At 63.6% G+C, this 17,368-nt stretch carries 15 protein-coding genes and 1 pseudogene; 12 read left to right on the forward strand and 4 right to left on the reverse strand.

Features of this window, described 5'->3' with window-relative positions; translation table 11 throughout:
* The 3 genes from C8J43_RS19780 to C8J43_RS19790 form a co-directional block, all read left to right on the forward strand.
* A partial coding sequence (locus C8J43_RS19780; protein WP_133032337.1) for an error-prone DNA polymerase occupies nt 1-2,859 on the forward strand: 2,859 nt, incomplete at its 5' end.
* A complete protein-coding gene (locus C8J43_RS19785; RefSeq protein ID WP_133032338.1) occupies nt 2,859-3,146 on the forward strand; it encodes a hypothetical protein in 288 nt (95 codons plus the stop codon). The genes C8J43_RS19780 and C8J43_RS19785, both read left to right, overlap by 1 nt.
* Entirely contained in the window at nt 3,143-3,589 is a 447-nt protein-coding gene (locus C8J43_RS19790; protein WP_133032339.1) for a hypothetical protein, read from the forward strand. The genes C8J43_RS19785 and C8J43_RS19790 overlap by 4 nt, the downstream gene beginning before the upstream one ends.
* A gap of 33 nt (nt 3,590-3,622) precedes the next feature.
* Here the strand turns inward: C8J43_RS19790 and C8J43_RS19795 are convergent, their stop codons facing one another.
* Together C8J43_RS19795 and C8J43_RS19800 are read right to left on the reverse strand one after the other, a co-directional pair.
* Nucleotides 3,623-4,432, reverse strand: a complete 810-nt coding sequence (locus tag C8J43_RS19795) for a transglutaminase-like domain-containing protein (protein WP_133032340.1) — start codon at nt 4,430-4,432, stop codon at nt 3,623-3,625.
* Nucleotides 4,433-4,590: 158 nt separating this feature from the next.
* Nucleotides 4,591-4,791: a DUF3606 domain-containing protein gene (locus C8J43_RS19800; RefSeq protein ID WP_093400291.1), complete on the reverse strand. Its 201-nt coding sequence runs from the start codon at nt 4,789-4,791 to the stop codon at nt 4,591-4,593.
* A 304-nt stretch (nt 4,792-5,095) separates the two neighbouring features.
* On the opposite strand from C8J43_RS19800, the gene C8J43_RS22055 reads away from it, so the two are divergent.
* The 4 genes and pseudogenes from C8J43_RS22055 to C8J43_RS19815 all read left to right on the forward strand — a co-directional run bounded on the left by C8J43_RS22055 (nt 5,096) and on the right by C8J43_RS19815 (nt 7,082).
* Complete coding sequence (locus C8J43_RS22055; protein ID WP_165899705.1) at nt 5,096-5,233, forward strand: hypothetical protein; 138 nt, start codon at nt 5,096-5,098, stop codon at nt 5,231-5,233.
* 10 nt (nt 5,234-5,243) lie between these two features.
* Nucleotides 5,244-5,875: pseudogene (locus tag C8J43_RS19805) on the forward strand (SOS response-associated peptidase family protein).
* 92 nt (nt 5,876-5,967) lie between these two features.
* Entirely contained in the window at nt 5,968-6,459 is a 492-nt protein-coding gene (locus C8J43_RS19810; protein WP_133032341.1) for a nucleoside deaminase, read from the forward strand.
* A gap of 107 nt (nt 6,460-6,566) precedes the next feature.
* Entirely contained in the window at nt 6,567-7,082 is a 516-nt protein-coding gene (locus tag C8J43_RS19815) for a ferritin-like domain-containing protein (RefSeq protein WP_133032342.1), read from the forward strand.
* A 138-nt stretch (nt 7,083-7,220) separates the two neighbouring features.
* On the opposite strand, the gene C8J43_RS22450 is transcribed toward C8J43_RS19815, so the two are convergent.
* Nucleotides 7,221-7,856 (reverse strand): hypothetical protein, encoded by a 636-nt coding sequence (locus tag C8J43_RS22450; protein ID WP_243645697.1) that lies wholly within the window; start codon nt 7,854-7,856, stop codon nt 7,221-7,223.
* Between the two features lie 94 nt (nt 7,857-7,950).
* Between C8J43_RS22450 and C8J43_RS22455 the strand changes: the two genes are divergently transcribed.
* The 5 genes from C8J43_RS22455 (at nt 7,951) to C8J43_RS19840 (ending at nt 15,794) form a co-directional block, all read left to right on the forward strand.
* Nucleotides 7,951-8,316, forward strand: coding sequence for a hypothetical protein (locus tag C8J43_RS22455; RefSeq protein WP_243645698.1), 366 nt, complete (start codon nt 7,951-7,953; stop codon nt 8,314-8,316).
* A gap of 956 nt (nt 8,317-9,272) precedes the next feature.
* Nucleotides 9,273-9,755 (forward strand): sigma-70 family RNA polymerase sigma factor, encoded by a 483-nt coding sequence (locus tag C8J43_RS19825; protein ID WP_243645699.1) that lies wholly within the window; start codon nt 9,273-9,275, stop codon nt 9,753-9,755.
* The gene (locus C8J43_RS19830) at nt 9,748-10,761 is read left to right on the forward strand and encodes a FecR domain-containing protein (protein WP_133032344.1); all 1,014 of its coding nucleotides are present in this window, start codon (nt 9,748-9,750) and stop codon (nt 10,759-10,761) included. The genes C8J43_RS19825 and C8J43_RS19830 overlap by 8 nt, the downstream gene beginning before the upstream one ends.
* Nucleotides 10,762-10,893: 132 nt before the next feature.
* Nucleotides 10,894-13,764: a TonB-dependent receptor gene (locus C8J43_RS19835; RefSeq protein ID WP_165899706.1), complete on the forward strand. Its 2,871-nt coding sequence runs from the start codon at nt 10,894-10,896 to the stop codon at nt 13,762-13,764.
* Entirely contained in the window at nt 13,758-15,794 is a 2,037-nt protein-coding gene (locus C8J43_RS19840) for an Atxe2 family lasso peptide isopeptidase (RefSeq protein ID WP_133032346.1), read from the forward strand. Before C8J43_RS19835 ends, C8J43_RS19840 begins: the two co-directional genes overlap by 7 nt.
* Here C8J43_RS19840 and C8J43_RS19845 read toward each other — a convergent pair.
* The gene (locus C8J43_RS19845; RefSeq protein ID WP_165899707.1) at nt 15,737-17,332 is read right to left on the reverse strand and encodes an asparagine synthase C-terminal domain-containing protein; all 1,596 of its coding nucleotides are present in this window, start codon (nt 17,330-17,332) and stop codon (nt 15,737-15,739) included. The genes C8J43_RS19840 and C8J43_RS19845 overlap by 58 nt on opposite strands.
* Between the last annotated feature and the right edge of the window lie 36 nt (nt 17,333-17,368).

Here is a 17,368-nt window from a genome sequence, read left to right on the forward strand (position 1 = left end):
CTCGCCGACCTGAAGACGGTCTATGGTCGGCGTGGGTATATGGCATTGTTCCAGCGGCGCCGGCCGGACGATGCCGTGCGGATCGACGCGCTGGCGCGCCAGGCAGGCGGCGCTGGCGTTCGTGCGGTGGTGACGGGTGATGTCCTGTACCACGCGCCAGAGGCACGGTTGCTGCAGGACGTGGTGACGGCCGTGCGCGAGAAATGCACCGTCGACGAGCTCGGCTACCGGCGCGAGGTCAATGCCGACCGTGCGCTCAAATCCCCCGACGAGATGGTCCGGCGGTTCAAGGCGTATCCCGACGCGCTACGCGCCAGCGTCGACATCGCCCGCCTGTGCACCTTCGATCTCGAGGAACTGGCCTATCAATACCCGCATGAGCGGCTGATCGACGGACTGACCGCGCAGGAGGCGCTGCAGAAGCTCGCGGAAGACGCCGTTGACACGATGTTCAACGGCGCGGTGCCGGCTGCCTATACCGAGCAGATCGCCCACGAGATGCGCCTGATCGGCGAGCTTGGCTATGCGCCATATTTCCTGACGGTTTACGCGATCGTCCGCGAAGCCCGTCGGCGCGGGATCCTGTGCCAGGGGCGCGGCTCGGCTGCCAATTCCTGCGTTTGCTTCGTGCTCGGCGTTACCTCTATCGACCCGATCAAGCACGAGTTGCTGTTCGAGCGGTTCGTCAGTGGTGAGCGCCGCGAGCCGCCCGATATCGACGTCGATTTCGAGCATGAACGCCGCGAAGAGATCATCCAGTGGATCTACGAAACCTATGGCCGCAACCACTCGGCATTGACCGCGGTCGTCACACGCTACCGGGCGCGCGGCGCCGTCCGCGACGTCGGCAAGGCGCTCGGCTTGCCCGAGGATCTGACCTCGTCATTGGCAGGGCAAGTGTGGGGCTGGTCGGCCGAAGGCGTCGGCGAAAAGCAGGTCAACGAGCTGAACCTCGACATCGGCGATCGTCGCCTGCGCCTGACGCTCGAGCTTGCCCGTAAGCTCATCGGCGTACCGCGGCACATGTCACAGCACCCGGGGGGTTTCGTGCTCACCCATGACCGCCTCGACGATCTCGTCCCGATCGAACCCGCTGCGATGGAAGACCGGCAGATCATCGAATGGGACAAGGACGACATCGATGCGCTGAAGTTCATGAAGGTCGACGTGCTGGGTCTCGGCATGCTCGGCTGCATGAACCGCGCCTTCAACATGCTCGAGGCGGACAAGGGGCTGCGCGTCGGTTTGGTCGATCTGCAGGACGATGATCCCGACGTCTATGCGATGATCTCGAAGGCCGACACGCTCGGCACCTTCCAGATCGAGAGCCGCGCGCAGATGTCGATGCTGCCGCGCATGAAACCGCGGCGCTTCTATGATCTCGTCATCCAGGTCGCGATCGTACGACCGGGCCCGATCCAGGGCGACATGGTCCATCCCTATCTGCGCCGACGCGAAGGGCTGGAGAAGCCGGAATACCCGCGACCCGAGCTGCGCGCGGTGCTGGAAAAGACGCTCGGCGTGCCGCTGTTCCAGGAACAGGCCATGAAGGTCGCGATCGTCGGCGCCGGGTTTACGCCGGCCGAAGCCGACCAACTGCGCCGCGCCATGGCGACGTTCAAGTTCACGGGCGGCGTGTCGCACTTCAGCGAAAAGCTGATCGGGGGCATGGTCGAGCGCGGTTATCCGCGTGAGTTCGCCGAGCGCACCTTCCGCCAGCTCGAGGGCTTTGGCTCCTACGGCTTCCCCGAGAGCCACGCGGCCTCGTTCGCCAAGATCTCCTACGCATCGTCGTGGATGAAGCATCATCATCCTGACGTGTTCTGCGCGGCACTGATGAACGCGCAGCCGATGGGGTTCTATGCACCCGCCCAGATCGTTCGCGACGCGCGCGAGCACGGCGTCGTGGTCCGCCCCCCTTGCGTCAATGCGAGCCGTTGGGACTGCACGCTGGAGCCGTATGGCGGGCGGTACCTCGCGGTACGGCTGGGACTCCGGCAGATCCGCGGTCTGTCGAATGCGGACGGCGCGAAGATCGTCGGCGCGCGCGAGCTGACCACGTTCGAGAGCGTGGAAGACGTCTGGCGGCGATCGGGCGTCCAGCGCGCGGCGATCGAGAAGCTCGCCGACGGCGACGCCTTCCATAGCTTCGGTGCCGATCGTCGGCAGGGCTTGTGGAAGGTGAGGGGGCTCGGCGAAGCGCCGCTGCCGCTGTTCGCCGCGGCCGACCGCGCCGACCAGGCCGTCAGCGCGGAAGGGATCGAACCTGATGTCGAACTGCGGCCACTGACCGACGGTCGTGAGGTGATCGAGGACTACCGCGCACTGCAACTCTCGTTGCGCGCGCATCCGCTGACCTTCGTCCGCGATGAGCTGGCCAGGCGGGGCGTGACCAAATGCGCAGACCTGGCCACCATCCGCGACGGACGGCATGTCGAAGTCGCCGGCATCATCCTCGTCCGCCAGAAGCCCGGCTCTGCCAAGGGCGTGCTGTTCATCACGATCGAGGACGAGACGGGGATCGCCAACGGCATCCTGTGGCCCGATCGGTTCGAGCGCCAGCGCCGCACCGTGATGTCCGCCTCGATGATCGGCATGAAGGGCAGGGTGCAGAAGGAGGGCGAGGTCATCCACGTCATCTGCGACCGGATCATCGACCACGGCGATCTGCTGCACCGGGTCGGCGAGATGTCGTTCCCGCACCGGACCGGGCGCGGTGATGGCGCGAAGCATGCCGGCTCGCCCGACCGCGGCGACAAGGGCTGGAGCCCGGGCCCGCGCAACTCGTACTGGCCGCCCCATGCGGACGGCATGGATCCGGAAGCTGTCGTGAAGTTCAAATCTCACGACTTTCATTGATGGCCAAACTCATCCGCCACCAACGCGTTGTCATCGCGCTGTCGGTGCATATCTTGCGGGACGGTGTGGCGCGCTGCTCGGATGCTCGCGTCGACGTCGTCGAGATCCGGTTGGCGCTGCGCTGTCTGCTGCCGCACTGCCCGGAACGCTGGCCCCTCGAGCTCTACTGGGATGCCGCCCGGCAGGAGAACGAGATTGGCAGGGCACAGGGCGTCACCGCGGCGTTCAACGGGATTATCCGTCAGCTGCGCCGCGCCGGCTGTTATGAAGAGGTAACCGAACCGTGAGTATGCGACTACCGCGAGCAGCAATTGCTCGCGTTCCCGACGGCACGCGGATCGTCAGCGTCGAACGGATGTCGCGGGCTTTCATCAAATACCATCTTGATGACGGACGCGCGGTGCACCGGTTCAAGATGGAAGAGCCGCATGCGACCCCGCATGATCACCCCTGGAGTTTCGACACCGAGATCCTCGATGGCGGCTATGTCGAAGAGGTGTTCCACCTGGATCCGAGCGGCGGTTGGCACAGCGAACTCGTTCACCGGCTTCCCGGCGAAACCTACCATCTCGATGCCACGCACATTCACCGTATCGTCGAATTGCCGACCGGCGACTGCTGGACACTTGTTCGTGCAGGTCCCCATACGCGGGAAACCCGGTTCTGGCGGTTCGGAGACGTGGTTCAGTCCCGGGCATGGCATGATCGACGGTGGAAGCGCTTGGGATAAGCCATCACGGCGAAAGCCAGGCCACCGCGGCGTTCAAGACGGCGTTGGCCGGGGAAGCGCATCGAGCGCTGCGGATACCTGCAGGCGCAAATCGTCGTCGCGGGTAATTTCCAGCATCGCGCTAAGGCTGCTGCGGGCGCCGGCGACATCGCCTGCGATCAGCTGAAGTCTGGCGCGCTCCCACCAACCATGGGCGTGTGTGGGTGCCACGATCGTCATGCGGTCGTACAGGACCAATGCGCGCGCGGGGTCGCCAGCCTGCTCCGCACGGGTCGCTTGGTTGAGCAGCAGTCGAACGAGCGCTGATCGGTTCGACAGGGGAAGCATCCCGTCGGAAAACCGTGCCTGGCCTGTCATCTGCTCCAACAACGCTTGCACCTGTTCAGGGGCAACGATGCGACCATCATTGAAGGGATCGATGATCAGCGCATCCGATGTGTCGCCGAGACGGACCAGGACGTGGCCGGGGGTGTTGAGCAGCATCGCCGACCATCCCAGGCGACGGGCCATTGCCACATAAAGGATCGAAAGGCTGATCGGCAGCCCGAGCCGACGATCAACGACAGCGATCAGGTCCGCATTCTGGGGATCGTCGTAGTGCGTGCGGTCGCCGGAGAACCCGAACTCTTCAACCATCACGCTGCTCAGAGCCTGGGCCTGAGCGACGCTGTTCGCTGCGTCGCCGTCAGCGGCGCGCAGGGATATTTCTATGTCGGTGAGCTCGTCAATATATTCATTGAGATCGATACCAGGATGATCGAGCGCTGCGAGTTCTAGCGCGGCTAGATCAAGCTCGATCTCCCCGTCTTCCATCAGCCCGATATGAAGAATGCTATTGGTCATGAGCGGTTAGATGGGAGGCTGCTTCGATCGTTTCTATGGCCATGTCGGGAGACGGGGCGCCTGATACTTAACCGGTTTACGATACGGGAGCCCCGTTGTGCGGCACAGGCAGTTCTGCCCCGTCTCCTGCCAACGGGAACCGGCGCCCCCGGTAGCATTCAAGCTTTACCGCGCCCACCGTTGAGCTCGCCCGCGGCAGCATCGAGCTTCTCACGATCGTTGCCAATGTCGGCGATCAGATCGCGCGCCTGCTGCGCGGTCAACCCGTGCTTCTCGGCAAAATACTGGACCTCATACGTCTCGCTACCCGAGACACGGCTACGATCACGCTCGTCGGTTTTGCTTTTGTCATCGGCCATTGTGGTTCTCCGTCCAATTGGACATGAACGCACCGCCTCGTGACCGTGTCCGTTTCAATGGCATGATGTCGATTAAGGTGTGCCACGTGGCACACTTCCCGAAATTGCCGGCATTTGAGCGCGCACGAGCCTTGCGTCCCTCCAGACGCTTGCCCGCGATGATAATCCGTTCGACGCCATCTGTGCGGCGGGGCCGCGCTGAAGATCGCTCATAGGGCGATAGCGACGTCCCGCGGGCGCTCTGTCGCAGGACTATGCAACCCGCCGCATTGCCGGTTGGCTCATGCTCGGGCATCGTAGCACGATGAGTGAGCCAAACAGTGATTTCGAACAGGCGGCTCAGATCGTCGAGGCGTTCTCCGAAAGCGAGACCGACGAACGCATTCTTGACCTGCTGGCCCGGATCAAAGCCGCGATCCGTGACCATGCAATAGACAACTAAGGCAGCGACCATGTGCAATCGCGCTCGCATGCTCGGTGAACCCGAAACCCATTGGGAGTCTGCCGCAAAGATCTTTAGCGAGCGGCCGCGCGACAACCGGTTCGACCCGCGCGAGCTTCGCCCCAAGAGCCGAAACTATGTGGTGCGGGAACAGGACGGCGAGCGTGCCTAGGATGTGATGTCGTGGGATGTGCTGGGCGGCAAGGCACCATGGCCTTTGACCAACGTCCTTAACTTGGCCCTCCCACAATGGCGTAAATTGGCGGAGAAGCCGGAAAACCGGTGACTCGTGCCGTTGACCGAATTCTGCGAGTTCACGCCCGACAAGCATGACCTGGGCGACGGCAAACCGCCGCTCAAAGGCGAAATGTGGTTCAGCGTTGTCGATCAGCCGGTGTTCGCGGTCGCGGGTTTTGGCAGCATACCGCGGAAGGGAACGGGTTCACGATGGTCACGTGCGATCCCAACACGCTAGTGGCGCCGATCCACCCAAAAGCCATGATCACGATCCTGGACCCTGCAGACATCGATACGTGGTTGCGCGGATCCTATGACGATATCGCTGGGCTGCAGAAACCCTACGATCCTGCCAAAATGACTGTCCGGGGGCCTGTCTTCCCGACCCGCAGCAAGGAGCGGTAGCGGCTGGCTAATCTTCGCATTCGAAGATGACCGCACCGAACGATCCATTGTGTCCGCTACGCGTTGTGCGGCCGTAGCAGGGAGCCAAGACGATGACGCAGGATGACGAACGCTGGATGCGCGAAGCGATCGCGATCGCACGATCGAAGGGATCCGATCCTTCGACCTCGCCGCTGGGATGCGTGATCGTGCTCGATGGCAAGGTTATCGCGGGCGAGCGCAACCAGACGAAGGAGTTACCGGACGCGACCGCGCATGCCGAGATGATGGCAATCCGACGGGCCTGTGAAAGCACCGGAGAACTGGAATTGCGCGGTGCGACGCTCTACTCCACGCTGCAGCCTTGCGGCATGTGTACGATGGCGTCGATCTGGTCGAAGGTCGGTCGCGTCGTTTACGGGGCGGGCCGCGATGATGTTCATGAGATGTATTTCGAAGCGCAGCACGTCGACACGCTGGCGTTCATCGGCGACGCCTACCGCGATGACATCGTCATCGAGGGAGGGTGCCTTCGCGACGATTGCACCAAGCTTTATTATGGTCCCGGCGCAGAGCTGCCGGTCGACGAGCAGGCAAATCTATAGCCCGCTGAGGCCGCGCTGATCCGAACGAAACTTACACCGGAGCCGGCGCGTTGCGACGGTGCCGGAGCAGTTTGCTTCGCGGCTATCCGCTCAGCAAGGACACTATCATGGGCCTGTTTTCCAAAGACATCGTGACGTTCGACGACCTGTTCCTGCACCAGTTGCAGGACGTATATTACGCGGAAAACCAGATCACCAAAGCGCTGCCGAAGATGGCCGACAAGGCAACGGCGCCAGCCCTGAAGCAGGGTTTCGAAACCCATCTGCGTGAAACGCAAGGACAGATCACGCGCCTCGAGAGCATCTTCGACCTGCTCGGCGAGAAGGCAAAGGCAGTGACCTGCCCGGCGATCGACGGCATCATCAAGGAAGCCAACGAAGTCGCCGGCGAGATCGAGGACAAGGCAGTGCTCGATGCCGCGCTGATCGCGTCGGCCCAGGCCGTCGAGCATTACGAGATCGCCCGGTACGGCACATTGATCGCCTGGGCGAACCAGCTCGGCCGCGCCGATATCGCGGCAATCCTGAAAGAAACGCTCGACGAAGAATATGCGACCGACGACAAGCTGACGGCGATGGCAACGTCGAGCGTGAACGCCAAGGCGGAAGCGGTCACCGCATAAGCGTTTCGGTGTCGGGGGGCCGACGCCCCCCGACCATTTTACAGCTTTTCATGAAAGGCACGTTCGATGGCCGATGATATCGCGTTCACGCTTCCCGAAGCTTTGCGCGCGCAAAAGCACATGCGCGATGCGCTGGGCCTAGGCGAGGAACGGTTCCCGGTCCCCGCCTTCATCAACATGGTAAGCGACGAGATCGAACAGCTGCGCGACGCTGGCAGGACCGATAGTGAAATCGCCGCGCTTGTCGAGGAATCGAGCGGTCATGCGCTCACAGACGCGGATATCGCGCGCTACTACACGCCGGCCGAGGACCGGCACTCCAACGAGCATTGATACTGCCCTACCAGGCCAGCGGCTGCACCCCTTGTCGGGGGCAGGGGGCACAGGTTTGTTGTCCTGCGCGCGACCACTGACGCCCGCGTCGAGCGTCTCACCGATCCTGATACTATTCGCGATACGCTGACGCGCGGCTTCCCCTTGGGCGGTAACGCTGCGCGCACTGTCGCCGCGGTTCCGCGCTAACTGCATCGCTGTGTCGACGATCGTCTGTGCGGGTGCGAGGCGCGGATCGGCACGATTCTTCTCCGGCGCGTTCTTCAGGAACAAGGCGGCAAGCCGCTCCTGCCCGGGGGAATGGCCCTGTGGCAGGATCGGTCGTTCGAGCGAGCGTACCGCGCGCTGCAGTTGCGAGGGCTGTTGGGCGTTGATCTGGACGCCGAGCGCGGCGCCGATCTCGCGGACCCGCTCGAGCGGCGTCTGCTTGGGACCGATCACCGCGTCGACCTGCCGTATCCCGAGATAAGGTCAAAAGGTTCGACTGATACACCGGGCCTTTGGGATGCCGGACATAGGCGAGCTCCGTGCGCGCATGCGCTATCGCTGCCGATGGCGCCTCTTCCCTGACAAGCGCGTGCAGGCGATCAGCCGCCTGCTGGCGCGCCGCGGGAAGGTAGCGTTCCAATTCCTCGCGCGCTTTGTTGAGGGTAACCCGGTAGCGCTGCTCGGTGGGCGGCGCGCGCGTCGGCAGCATGGCGATTCCGGCTGGCCCGATCCGCGCTTCGGGCGCCAGGTCGCGGCGGATCGCCGCAACGGCGAGAGCTGCAGCCATGGCGCGGTGATCCCCTGTCAGGAAGCCGTGGCGAGACGCCTCCATCCATGCCGCCTTGTCGTTCGAGGTGATCCGGATCGGGTGCCCCGCGTATTCGGCGCAAATATGAAGAAGGCCGGCCCTTGATGCCAGCGGCAACAGCGGAAACGGCCATGTCGAAATCGACATATGCGCGTATACATTTGGATTAAACGAAAAGCCGAACAAGGCTCAATCGGGGCCTCTGTTCCTTGCTGGGTCTCAAAGTAGTCGGACCTACGACGCGGAAGGCGACGAGGCCGGTCACGATAGCGACTGGCATGCGGCCAGGCTGACACAAACGCAAATCTCTCCAGGCCGCTTTACCAGTTCCAGGCGACTCGCGCCGTGCTCAGACACCCATACTAATTTCCGGTGAGATGCGGTTGGCGGCGCACGCTACCGCTCCACCTGGAGCGCTCGACGCTCGAAGTTTGTTGGTGCGCGGTCCAATAGGATAACGAGATCGGTAGTACCCAGGACGTAACGGCCGCTTTCAAAGGTATAGTCTGCCAGCAACGCGGGCACGTTGTTACGATGCAAGTGCTGGAACGGTCAGCACCGGATCAACGCGTTCGGGTGTCGCTCACGTTCTCAAACGCACGATGATCGGCGTCGACGAGTGACCGAGTAAACAGTTGAGTTAGCCATTCGGGAGGGTCGGGCACTAAACCCCACTCCGTCACGTCTTTCTCGGTTACGCAATATCCAGACTTGATACTATCCGATATGGAGCTAATCTGGCACCACGCTACGTGTCCGTAGCGTCGAGGCGTGAGAACCTCGCTTGAGATAAGTTGCCGCTGTTCCGCGGCCGGGTGGCCTTCGCAGATGTCCAGGCCGTTTGCGGCTAAAAGCGTAGGCGCGTGCCTCAAGCATGTTCTCAACTCCCGGCTCCCGCCGGTCGCCTCGCGGATTGTAGCGAGGAGATCCGATGTGACCAGCGCACACTGGCATGAGCTTGGCGGTTCGGTGCGATGCCGTCGTCGATAGGGCTTAGACAAGCGGTTCTGGCCAGCGACGACCCGCTGCCACCATCGCACGATCTGCCGCAGGTTCACGTCATGCTCGAGGACCTCTATCGCGCGGAGCAGCCGGGCCTCTTGCGATATCTGGCGCGCTTTACGTCGCTTGATATTGCGCATGATGCGATCCAGCAGGTCTTCGTCCGCCTGGCGGCGCATCGCGGTGGTGCGGTCGCGCCGGTTGAGGCCCCCCGCGCGTATCTGCGAGCGGCCGTGGCGAACGAGGTGAAGAACGAGGCGCGGTTCGTTGCCCGTCATCGAAATGCGCTTGCGGGCGAATCCAATAACCTGGCAGAGTTCCATCCAGTGGCCTGTCTCGAAGCGCGCGATCGTCTTGACCGTATCGAACGCGCGGTTCAGCAGTTGAAACCGCTGACGCGGCAGGTTTTCCTGGCCCGTCGGGTCGATGGCTACAGCTATGTGGAGATCGCCGCCCGGACGGGGCTGAGCGAACGGGGGGTGGAGAAGCAGATGCGTATTGCGCTGCACAAGCTCGGTCGGCACCTTCGCCACGATGACTGATAAAGACTCCCGCACGATCCCACCGGCCATCCACGATGCTGCCGCAGACTGGATCGAACGCATACAGCGAGATCACGACGATCGTGCGCCGGCGGCATTGCAGGAATGGCTAGGGCAATCGGAAGATCACCGACGCGCCTATGATCAGGCACAGGCCATGTGGGACGATAGCGCACCCTTAGGCGAGCGCTTCGACATCAGGACTCGACGCATCGACAAAGCGCCCTTGCTGATGCGCCATTCCACCCATGTCGGCGCTGCCGCGCTGGGTCTCGTTGCCCTCGTCAGCGTGGCCGGCATTGCTGTTATCCATAACGGTTCGCCGATTTCGCTGGTGTCTCCTGCCGTCGCGTCAACCTACACCACGACCATAGGCGAAATTCGAACCGTCTCTCTGCCCGATGGCGTACGTCTCACGCTCGACACGAACACGGCCATCGAAATCGATCCCGCTGGTCGCGAACGCCGGATCTTGGTGCGGCGTGGACGCGTACGTATCGCCACGTCCGACGCCCCCGGCCCTTTTGCCGTCATCGCGGGACGGGGAATGATCGAACCAGAGCGCGGGTCTACGATTGATGTGAACGCCATCGAACGCCCTGCAGTCGTGATAGCCGTCAAGGGCTCCGCAAGACTCCGCAATAGTCCTGGTAGTTCCATCACTGTTGATCGCGTGCTGACGGCGGGGCAACCCCTTCTGATCGATACGGGGCAAAAGGCAGCACGGTTACCGCGCAGCACCGCCGCGTGGCCGAGCGGATTATTGGAGCTTGACCGGACGCCGCTCGGCGAGGCGGTTGCTACGATCAACCGGTACAATCGGACCCAGATCCTCCTCGTCGATCGCTCGGTTGCCACATCCACGATAAGCGGTGGGTTCCGCGCTCGCGACGTCGAGGGGTTCGCACGTAGCGTGGCGGCCATGTTCCACCTGAGTCTTGACCGCTCCGAAGGACGCATTGTCTTACGCGTGCCTTCCCAACGACGCGCCAATCCCGCAAAATAACGGGCGGGCGTTTGCCGATCGGCGTGTCTCTCCTTCGACCCCGTTTTTTGACGGGGAGGGGGAAGACAGACGATGAACCGATCGAAAAAACATATTTCCGTTCTTTTACAGGCGTCGATCCTGTCCTGCGCAATGGTCGTGGCACCTGCCGCCCATGCACAGGAGCGCGGTCGCCGCGCCTACGATCTGCCCAGCCAGCCTCTTGTGGACGCCGTCCGGGCCCTTGCCTTGCAATCCGGTGAAACCGTCCTGATTCCGAGTGAGCTGGGGTCGGATCGGCGCGCGCCCGCGCTCTCGGGCCGTTACACCGTCGAGGAAGCGCTCGAATATTTGCTGGCGGGATCGGGACTGACTTACGCACGAAGCGGTGGAAGCTACGCCGTCACGTCAAGCAGACCGAACGAAGTTACTGGCGGTTCGGACGCGCATATTCTGGTCACCGGAAGTCGTATTCGCGGCGCCGGGCCCGTCGGTTCGCCACTCATCACGCTCGATCGCGCGGCGATCGAACAAAGCGGACGTGGCACCACACAGGACATCCTCCAGTCGTTGCCGCAGAATTTCGGCGGTGGTGCGAACGAGGCCACGCTTGGGTCGGGGGTCCGCAACGGAGCAGGCGCGAATACCGGTTTCGGCTCGAGCATCAACCTGCGCGGCCTCGGCACGTCCTCCACGCTCGTACTGTTCAACGGCAATCGTGCGGCGCTGGGGGGTTTTTCGGGCGTCTTTGCCGATCTGTCGCTGGTGCCTGCCAGCATCATCGAACGGGTCGAAATCCTGTCGGACGGGGCATCGGCCATTTACGGGTCCGACGCGGTCGCTGGTGTCGTCAACATCCTTTTCCGCGATCGTTTCGTCGGCGCCGAGAGTCGCTTCCGGCTGGGAACCGCCGATGGCGATTACGAGGAACTTCAGGCGAGTCAGCTCTATGGCAAGGCGTGGACTGGCGGGCACCTCGTTCTTGCCTATCAATATGATCAGCGCGGCCGACTGCCGGCGAGCGACCGGTCGTTCGTCACCGAAAATCTGACCCCGTATGGCGGTCTCGATTACCGATCGACCTATGCCAATCCCGGTACGATCGTCGCGGCGAACGGCGCCGCTTTCGGCATCCCGCGCGGACAGAACGGCATGGCACTGACCGCCGCCCAGCTGTTACCTGGCGTCACGAACCGCGAAGACGCGCGACGCTACACGGATGTCCTGCCGCGCCAGCGGACGCACTCGTTTTACGGGTCGTTCCACCAGGATCTCGGCGCCAGACTGTCGCTATACGGGCAGGGCAATTTCGCCCGGCGGAGCTACGACGCTCGCTGGCTTCCCCTGAGCAACGCTGCGGTCACAGTCCCGGTAACAAATGCTTTCTACGTCGACCCTATCGGGACGCGGCAGCCGGTGCGGGTCCTGTACAGCTTTATCCGCGATCTCGGCCCTGTCGTGCAGCGCGGCGATGTCCAGGGCTATAACGGCACCGTTGGCCTGACGCGCGAAGCGGGCGCTTGGCGCCTGGACGCACACGGAACCTATGGCGAGCAGAAAGAACGCAATGTGCTGGCCAACGCTCCCAACCGGGCACGGCTGGCTGCAGCACTCGCCGATCCCGGTCGCGCGACGGCCTATAACGTCTTCGGCGACGGGTCCTTCACCAACCCCGCGACGATCGAACGGATCAGGGGCAGCACCCGCAACACGACGTCCTACCGCGTCTTTGCGGCCGCCGGAAAAGCGGACGGCCCGCTGTTCGCCCTGCCGGCGGGCGATGTCAGGCTCGCACTCGGTGGCGAGTATCGCACGGAACGCTTTCGGTACGCGGCCATCACCGACATAAACACCCTTGCCCCGACGGCGGTGGGGCTATCCGGACTTCCCGGAACACGACGGATCAGCGCAGGCTATGCCGAGCTCTTCCTTCCGGTGTTCGGCCCGAGCAATCGCCGAACGGCTCTCGAGCGCCTCGAAGTGTCCGTGGCCGGACGGTACGAGCATTATAGCGACGTCGGCACGACAACCAACCCCAAGATCGGTCTGGCCTGGAGCCCTATCGGCGGCGTTACGGCGCGTGCCTCCTATGGCCGATCCTTCCGCGCACCGGCCTTTACCGAGCTCGTCGGTGAAGCCAATTCCCTCTATCAGCCGCTGCTCCTGAACGATCTGGCGTCGCCCACGGGCACATCGAAGGTCTTGGGACTGTTCGGCTACAATCCGGACCTTGGACCCGAGCGGGCATCGACATGGACGGCGGGGCTCGATCTGCGTCCGCAGTTCGCGCCCGGGCTCAGCATCGCCGCAACGTGGTTCTCGATCAGCTACCGGGACCGTATTGCGTCGGCGTCGCAGGATTACGCGACGTTTCTGACCAATCGCGCAATCTATGGCGGCCTGGTCACCGATACGCCCGACCCTGCGACGCTCGCGCGCTATTACACGTCACGGGTATTCTCCAATCCGCTCAACATCCCGGCAAGCGACATCGTTGCCATCATCGATGGCAGGACAACGAACCTTGCTACCGTGACGGTGCGCGGAATCGACTTCGATCTTGGCTATTCGACAGCACTCGGGGGCGGGGCGCTCGCCGCCGGCATCGCAGGATCGTACCTGACCCGGTTCGCGCAGCAGGTCACGACAACGTCGCCATCGGCCTCCGTTCTGGGAACGCTGGGATATCCGGTCGACCTGCGGTTCCGCGGTCGGCTCTCATGGACACAGGGCCGTTTCAACGTAGCGGCGTTCGCCAATTATACCGGCGACTATATCAACCGGGTGCCGGCGGTGCCGCAGTCCGTCCCATCCTGGACGACCTTCGACCTGCAGCTCGGCGTGGCGCTGAGCGACCGGATCGTGCCGGGCGGCATGCGACTTTCGGTCAATGCCGCCAATCTTTTCGATCGCAATCCGCCCTTTGTGATCAATCCATCCGCAGCCTCGACGCTGGCCTATGACCCTGAAAAGGCGAGTCCGATCGGTCGGACGATTGCCGTGCAGATCACCAAGCCATGGTGAGATCGATCGTCGGTTCCGTCCTCCTGTTCCTGGCCGCAGGAGCGACGGCCTCGGCTGACGTGGCACCGCAGGCGCTGATTCAAACGACCGATATCGATTCGCTCTCTGTGTCACCGGATGCGCGCTGGCTCGCGTTTCGGACGCGACAAGCCGATATCGGCAATAACGGGTATCGACTGACCTGGCATGTCGCACCGACCGATCTGTCGATGCCCGTGCGCATCGTTGCTGACGGCGGCGTTCCGCTCTGGACTGACGCCGGCGGCGCCACCCCCGCGCCGCCTCAATGGCTGCCAGGGTCGGACGGCTTCGTATTTCGTGCGCTGATCGATGGCGCGGTGGGGTTATGGCGCGCGTCACCATCGTCGTTCGGGCGGGTCGCTGTCGCGATCGGCGACGCGGATGTCCGATCTTACGAGGTCGATCCCGTCTCCGGCCGGATAACCTACACGATCGGTGCGTCGCGTGCCGCAATCATGGCCGCTGAGGACCGCGAATATCGTGACGGTATCGTCGTCGATGCGACCGTCGACATGGCGCAGTCCGTCTATCATGGGGCGATCGTCAACGGACGCCACGCGACGCAAAGGCTGGCCGGTCGATGGTTCGCCCGGCAGGGCCTGCTCGCCGAGACGCCCGATCGCGTGATCGTGATCGAACCGAAAAAACCGCTGTCGCGCGGATCATCCCTGTCGACGATGGCTGCGCCATCCGCAGATGCCGCGTCAACCGGGCAGCCTAGCATCTTGACGCCAGATAAGGGCGGACGTTGCCTCTCGGTGTCGAACCATCCGGGCAGCGCCGGCAGCGATCCACCGGCGATCCGACGATGCTTCCCGGATCGTATCGCAGCTTCTACCTGGTGGCCGGACCGCAAGAGCCTCTTGGTGACCCTTCAGGACGAGGGGTTCGCGCAGACCTTGGTAGACTGGTCGCCACGCGACAACCGCATCACGGCACTTGTCCGGTCGTCTGGTCTCGTCGCCGGGAGCGAAGTCCCGTCATCGCCTTGCGCCCTGACGGCCAGCGCAGCATTTTGCGTCATGGCCTCCGCTGGTGTGGCGCCGCGCCTGATGCGAATCGATCGCCGAACGGGACGCGGCGCGATACTCTACGCCCCCAACGGCGCGGTGATGCGCAACTTTGCGGGCACAGTCACGCGCCTCGATTGGCGCGATGGGGCAGGGGCGCGGTTCACCGGCCAGCTCTTTGCTCCCAGGCGCGCGCGGCATGCGCCCTTATTCGTCACCTATTATCGTTGCCCCGGTTTCGTTCGGGGCGGGCTCGGCGACGAATGGCCGCTCGCTGCGTTCGCTGACGCCGGCATTGCAGCACTGTGCATCAACAAACCGCCTGGGCCTGAGGGGGAAACCCTGGCGCAACCGGGTTATGACCGCGCGTTGTCGGGGGTGACGGCCATCATCGGTCAGCTGGCCCGTGACGGGACCATAGATCCGACGCGCGTCGGCATGGGCGGGCTGAGTTTTGGCAGCGAAGTGACGATGTGGACCGCGATGCGCAGCACGGTATTGCGTGCGGTTTCGATCGCCTCGTTGCAACTCGAGGCCGCCTATTTCTGGATGAACGGGGTCCGCGGACGCGACAACCATGCGCAACTCGCGACGACCTGGGGTCTGGGCGCGCCTGACGAGACTCCCGAACAGTGGCGACGGATGTCGCCCGCGCTCAATATCGACCGGATCGCCACACCGGTCCTGTTGCAATTGCCCGAGCAGGAGGCCCGCACGTCGATGGAGTTCTACGCCCGGTTGACTCACTCGTCGACGCCCGCCGAACTGTATGTGTTTCCCGACGAACCGCATATCCTGATCCAGCCAGCGCATCGGCTGGCCGCGTACCGGCGCAACATCGACTGGTTTCGGTTCTGGTTGCAGGACCAGATCGATCCGGACCCTGACAAGGCCCGACAATATGAACGCTGGCAAACACTCGCGATCCGCTGGAAACCGGCTCAGTCGAGCCATGCGCGGGCCCAGAGCTCGACGCCGACAAGATCGAACAGGCGGTAATAGCCGTCGTCCCGTGGAGGCGAATCGTCGGCCGTATATCGCTCGATGACGCGTCGATCTGCGATATCCTGCGCTGCCAGCCAGCCCGTCAGAAGCAGATCGCGAATGGCCTCGCGATTGGCGAGGTACAGCTGCATCGACTGATGTTCGAGACGGCCCTTGGTGCGGCGCGCGAGGACGGCTTCCGGCAGCAGATCGTCAAATGCGGCGCGGGCGACCGATCGATCCCGACCATTCTCAATCCATCGCCATGTCGGAATACGCAGGCATGCCTCCACCAGCGGCTGCGAAAGGAGGGGGTAATGCATCGGACGGGCGGTGCTGCGATCGTTGGTATGGAGGACCGCCTGGATTCGGAGCAGCGCGCGGACATGGTCCAGCTTTCCGGGAAGCGTGCCTGTCGGCACGTCGAGCCATGGATGCGGGTCTCGGTCGATTGCCGCCGCGTCCGCCGTGATCATGTCGTCGGCATGGCGCCAAAGGGGGGCGCGCCGTCTTGCCCGGCGCCAGGCAGACCGGGCGACGTGCCACGCCGTCGTTTCATGCAGCCGTGCAAGGTCTTGCAGCGTCCACAAGATCGGCGAACGCGGTCGTGGACTGCCGATCACGTCGAGCAGCGGTGACGCGGTGCTGATGTAGCAGAAGATGTTGTCGCCGCCGGTGCCGCTCAGAAAGGCATCGGCGCCTATCGCGTTGGCATGCTTGGAAAACACCGCGTCGATCCCGCTCAGCGTCGGATGGGTCCCCGGCCGGAGCGTCGGCGTGCGTGTACCGGTCAACGGTGAGGCCCCTTGCGAGATCGTCGCTTCGTGCAACGCCAAGCCTGTATGACCGGCGACGATGCGGGCGAAGTGGCGCTCGTCGCCGTCCCTGGCTGCGGTCGCGAACGTAACGGCATCGGCGGCGATCCGGCCTTGCCGCAGAGCGGCTGCGATGATCGAGGAGTCGAGGCCGCCCGACAGTTCGAGCAGCGGCTTTTCGCAATACCGCGCCCAGGCTGCGACACAGGCAAGCGTTTCGCGGCGAACAAGATCGATCGCGGTCGCGCGATCGGTGATCGCCTGGTCCGCGCCCGTAAAATTCCAAGGCGACCATAGGGACGTGATCGGCGTATCGGCGGCGCGGCGGAAACGTTGCCCGGGCAGCAGCTCGGAGATGCCGCGGATGCCTACGCGCGCCGTCTGCAGACCGGGCCACGCCAATATCTGTCGGGCATAGTCCGGGTCCGGCACCGGTCTCGCGACGCCGGCCGAAATCAATCGGTGTCCGGCGTTCGTGAAATGATCGTGTCCTTCGGCAGCCGCGTAGAATACGGGAAGGGCGGGGGAGGCGTCTCGAATGATCGCGGTGCCATCAAGGCTGTCGTCGTCGAGGATAGCGAGCCAGCCGCCCCAGCAATGGTCCACTAGCCAATGACCGCGGGATGCGTGGATTGCGGCGACCTCGGCGTTGGTAAACGTCGTCTTGCGGGTCTGCGACCCACGCGCAAAGATCGTGCCGATGACATGGCCCGACCGACCAAGAGGCAGTATCGGCAAGCGGGGGGCCGCACTGAGCCGGTATCCAGGGGCCGA

The sequence above is a fragment of the Sphingomonas sp. PP-CE-1G-424 genome, assembly GCF_004341085.1.
In the GTDB taxonomy this organism is placed as follows: Bacteria; Pseudomonadota; Alphaproteobacteria; order Sphingomonadales; family Sphingomonadaceae; genus Sphingomonas.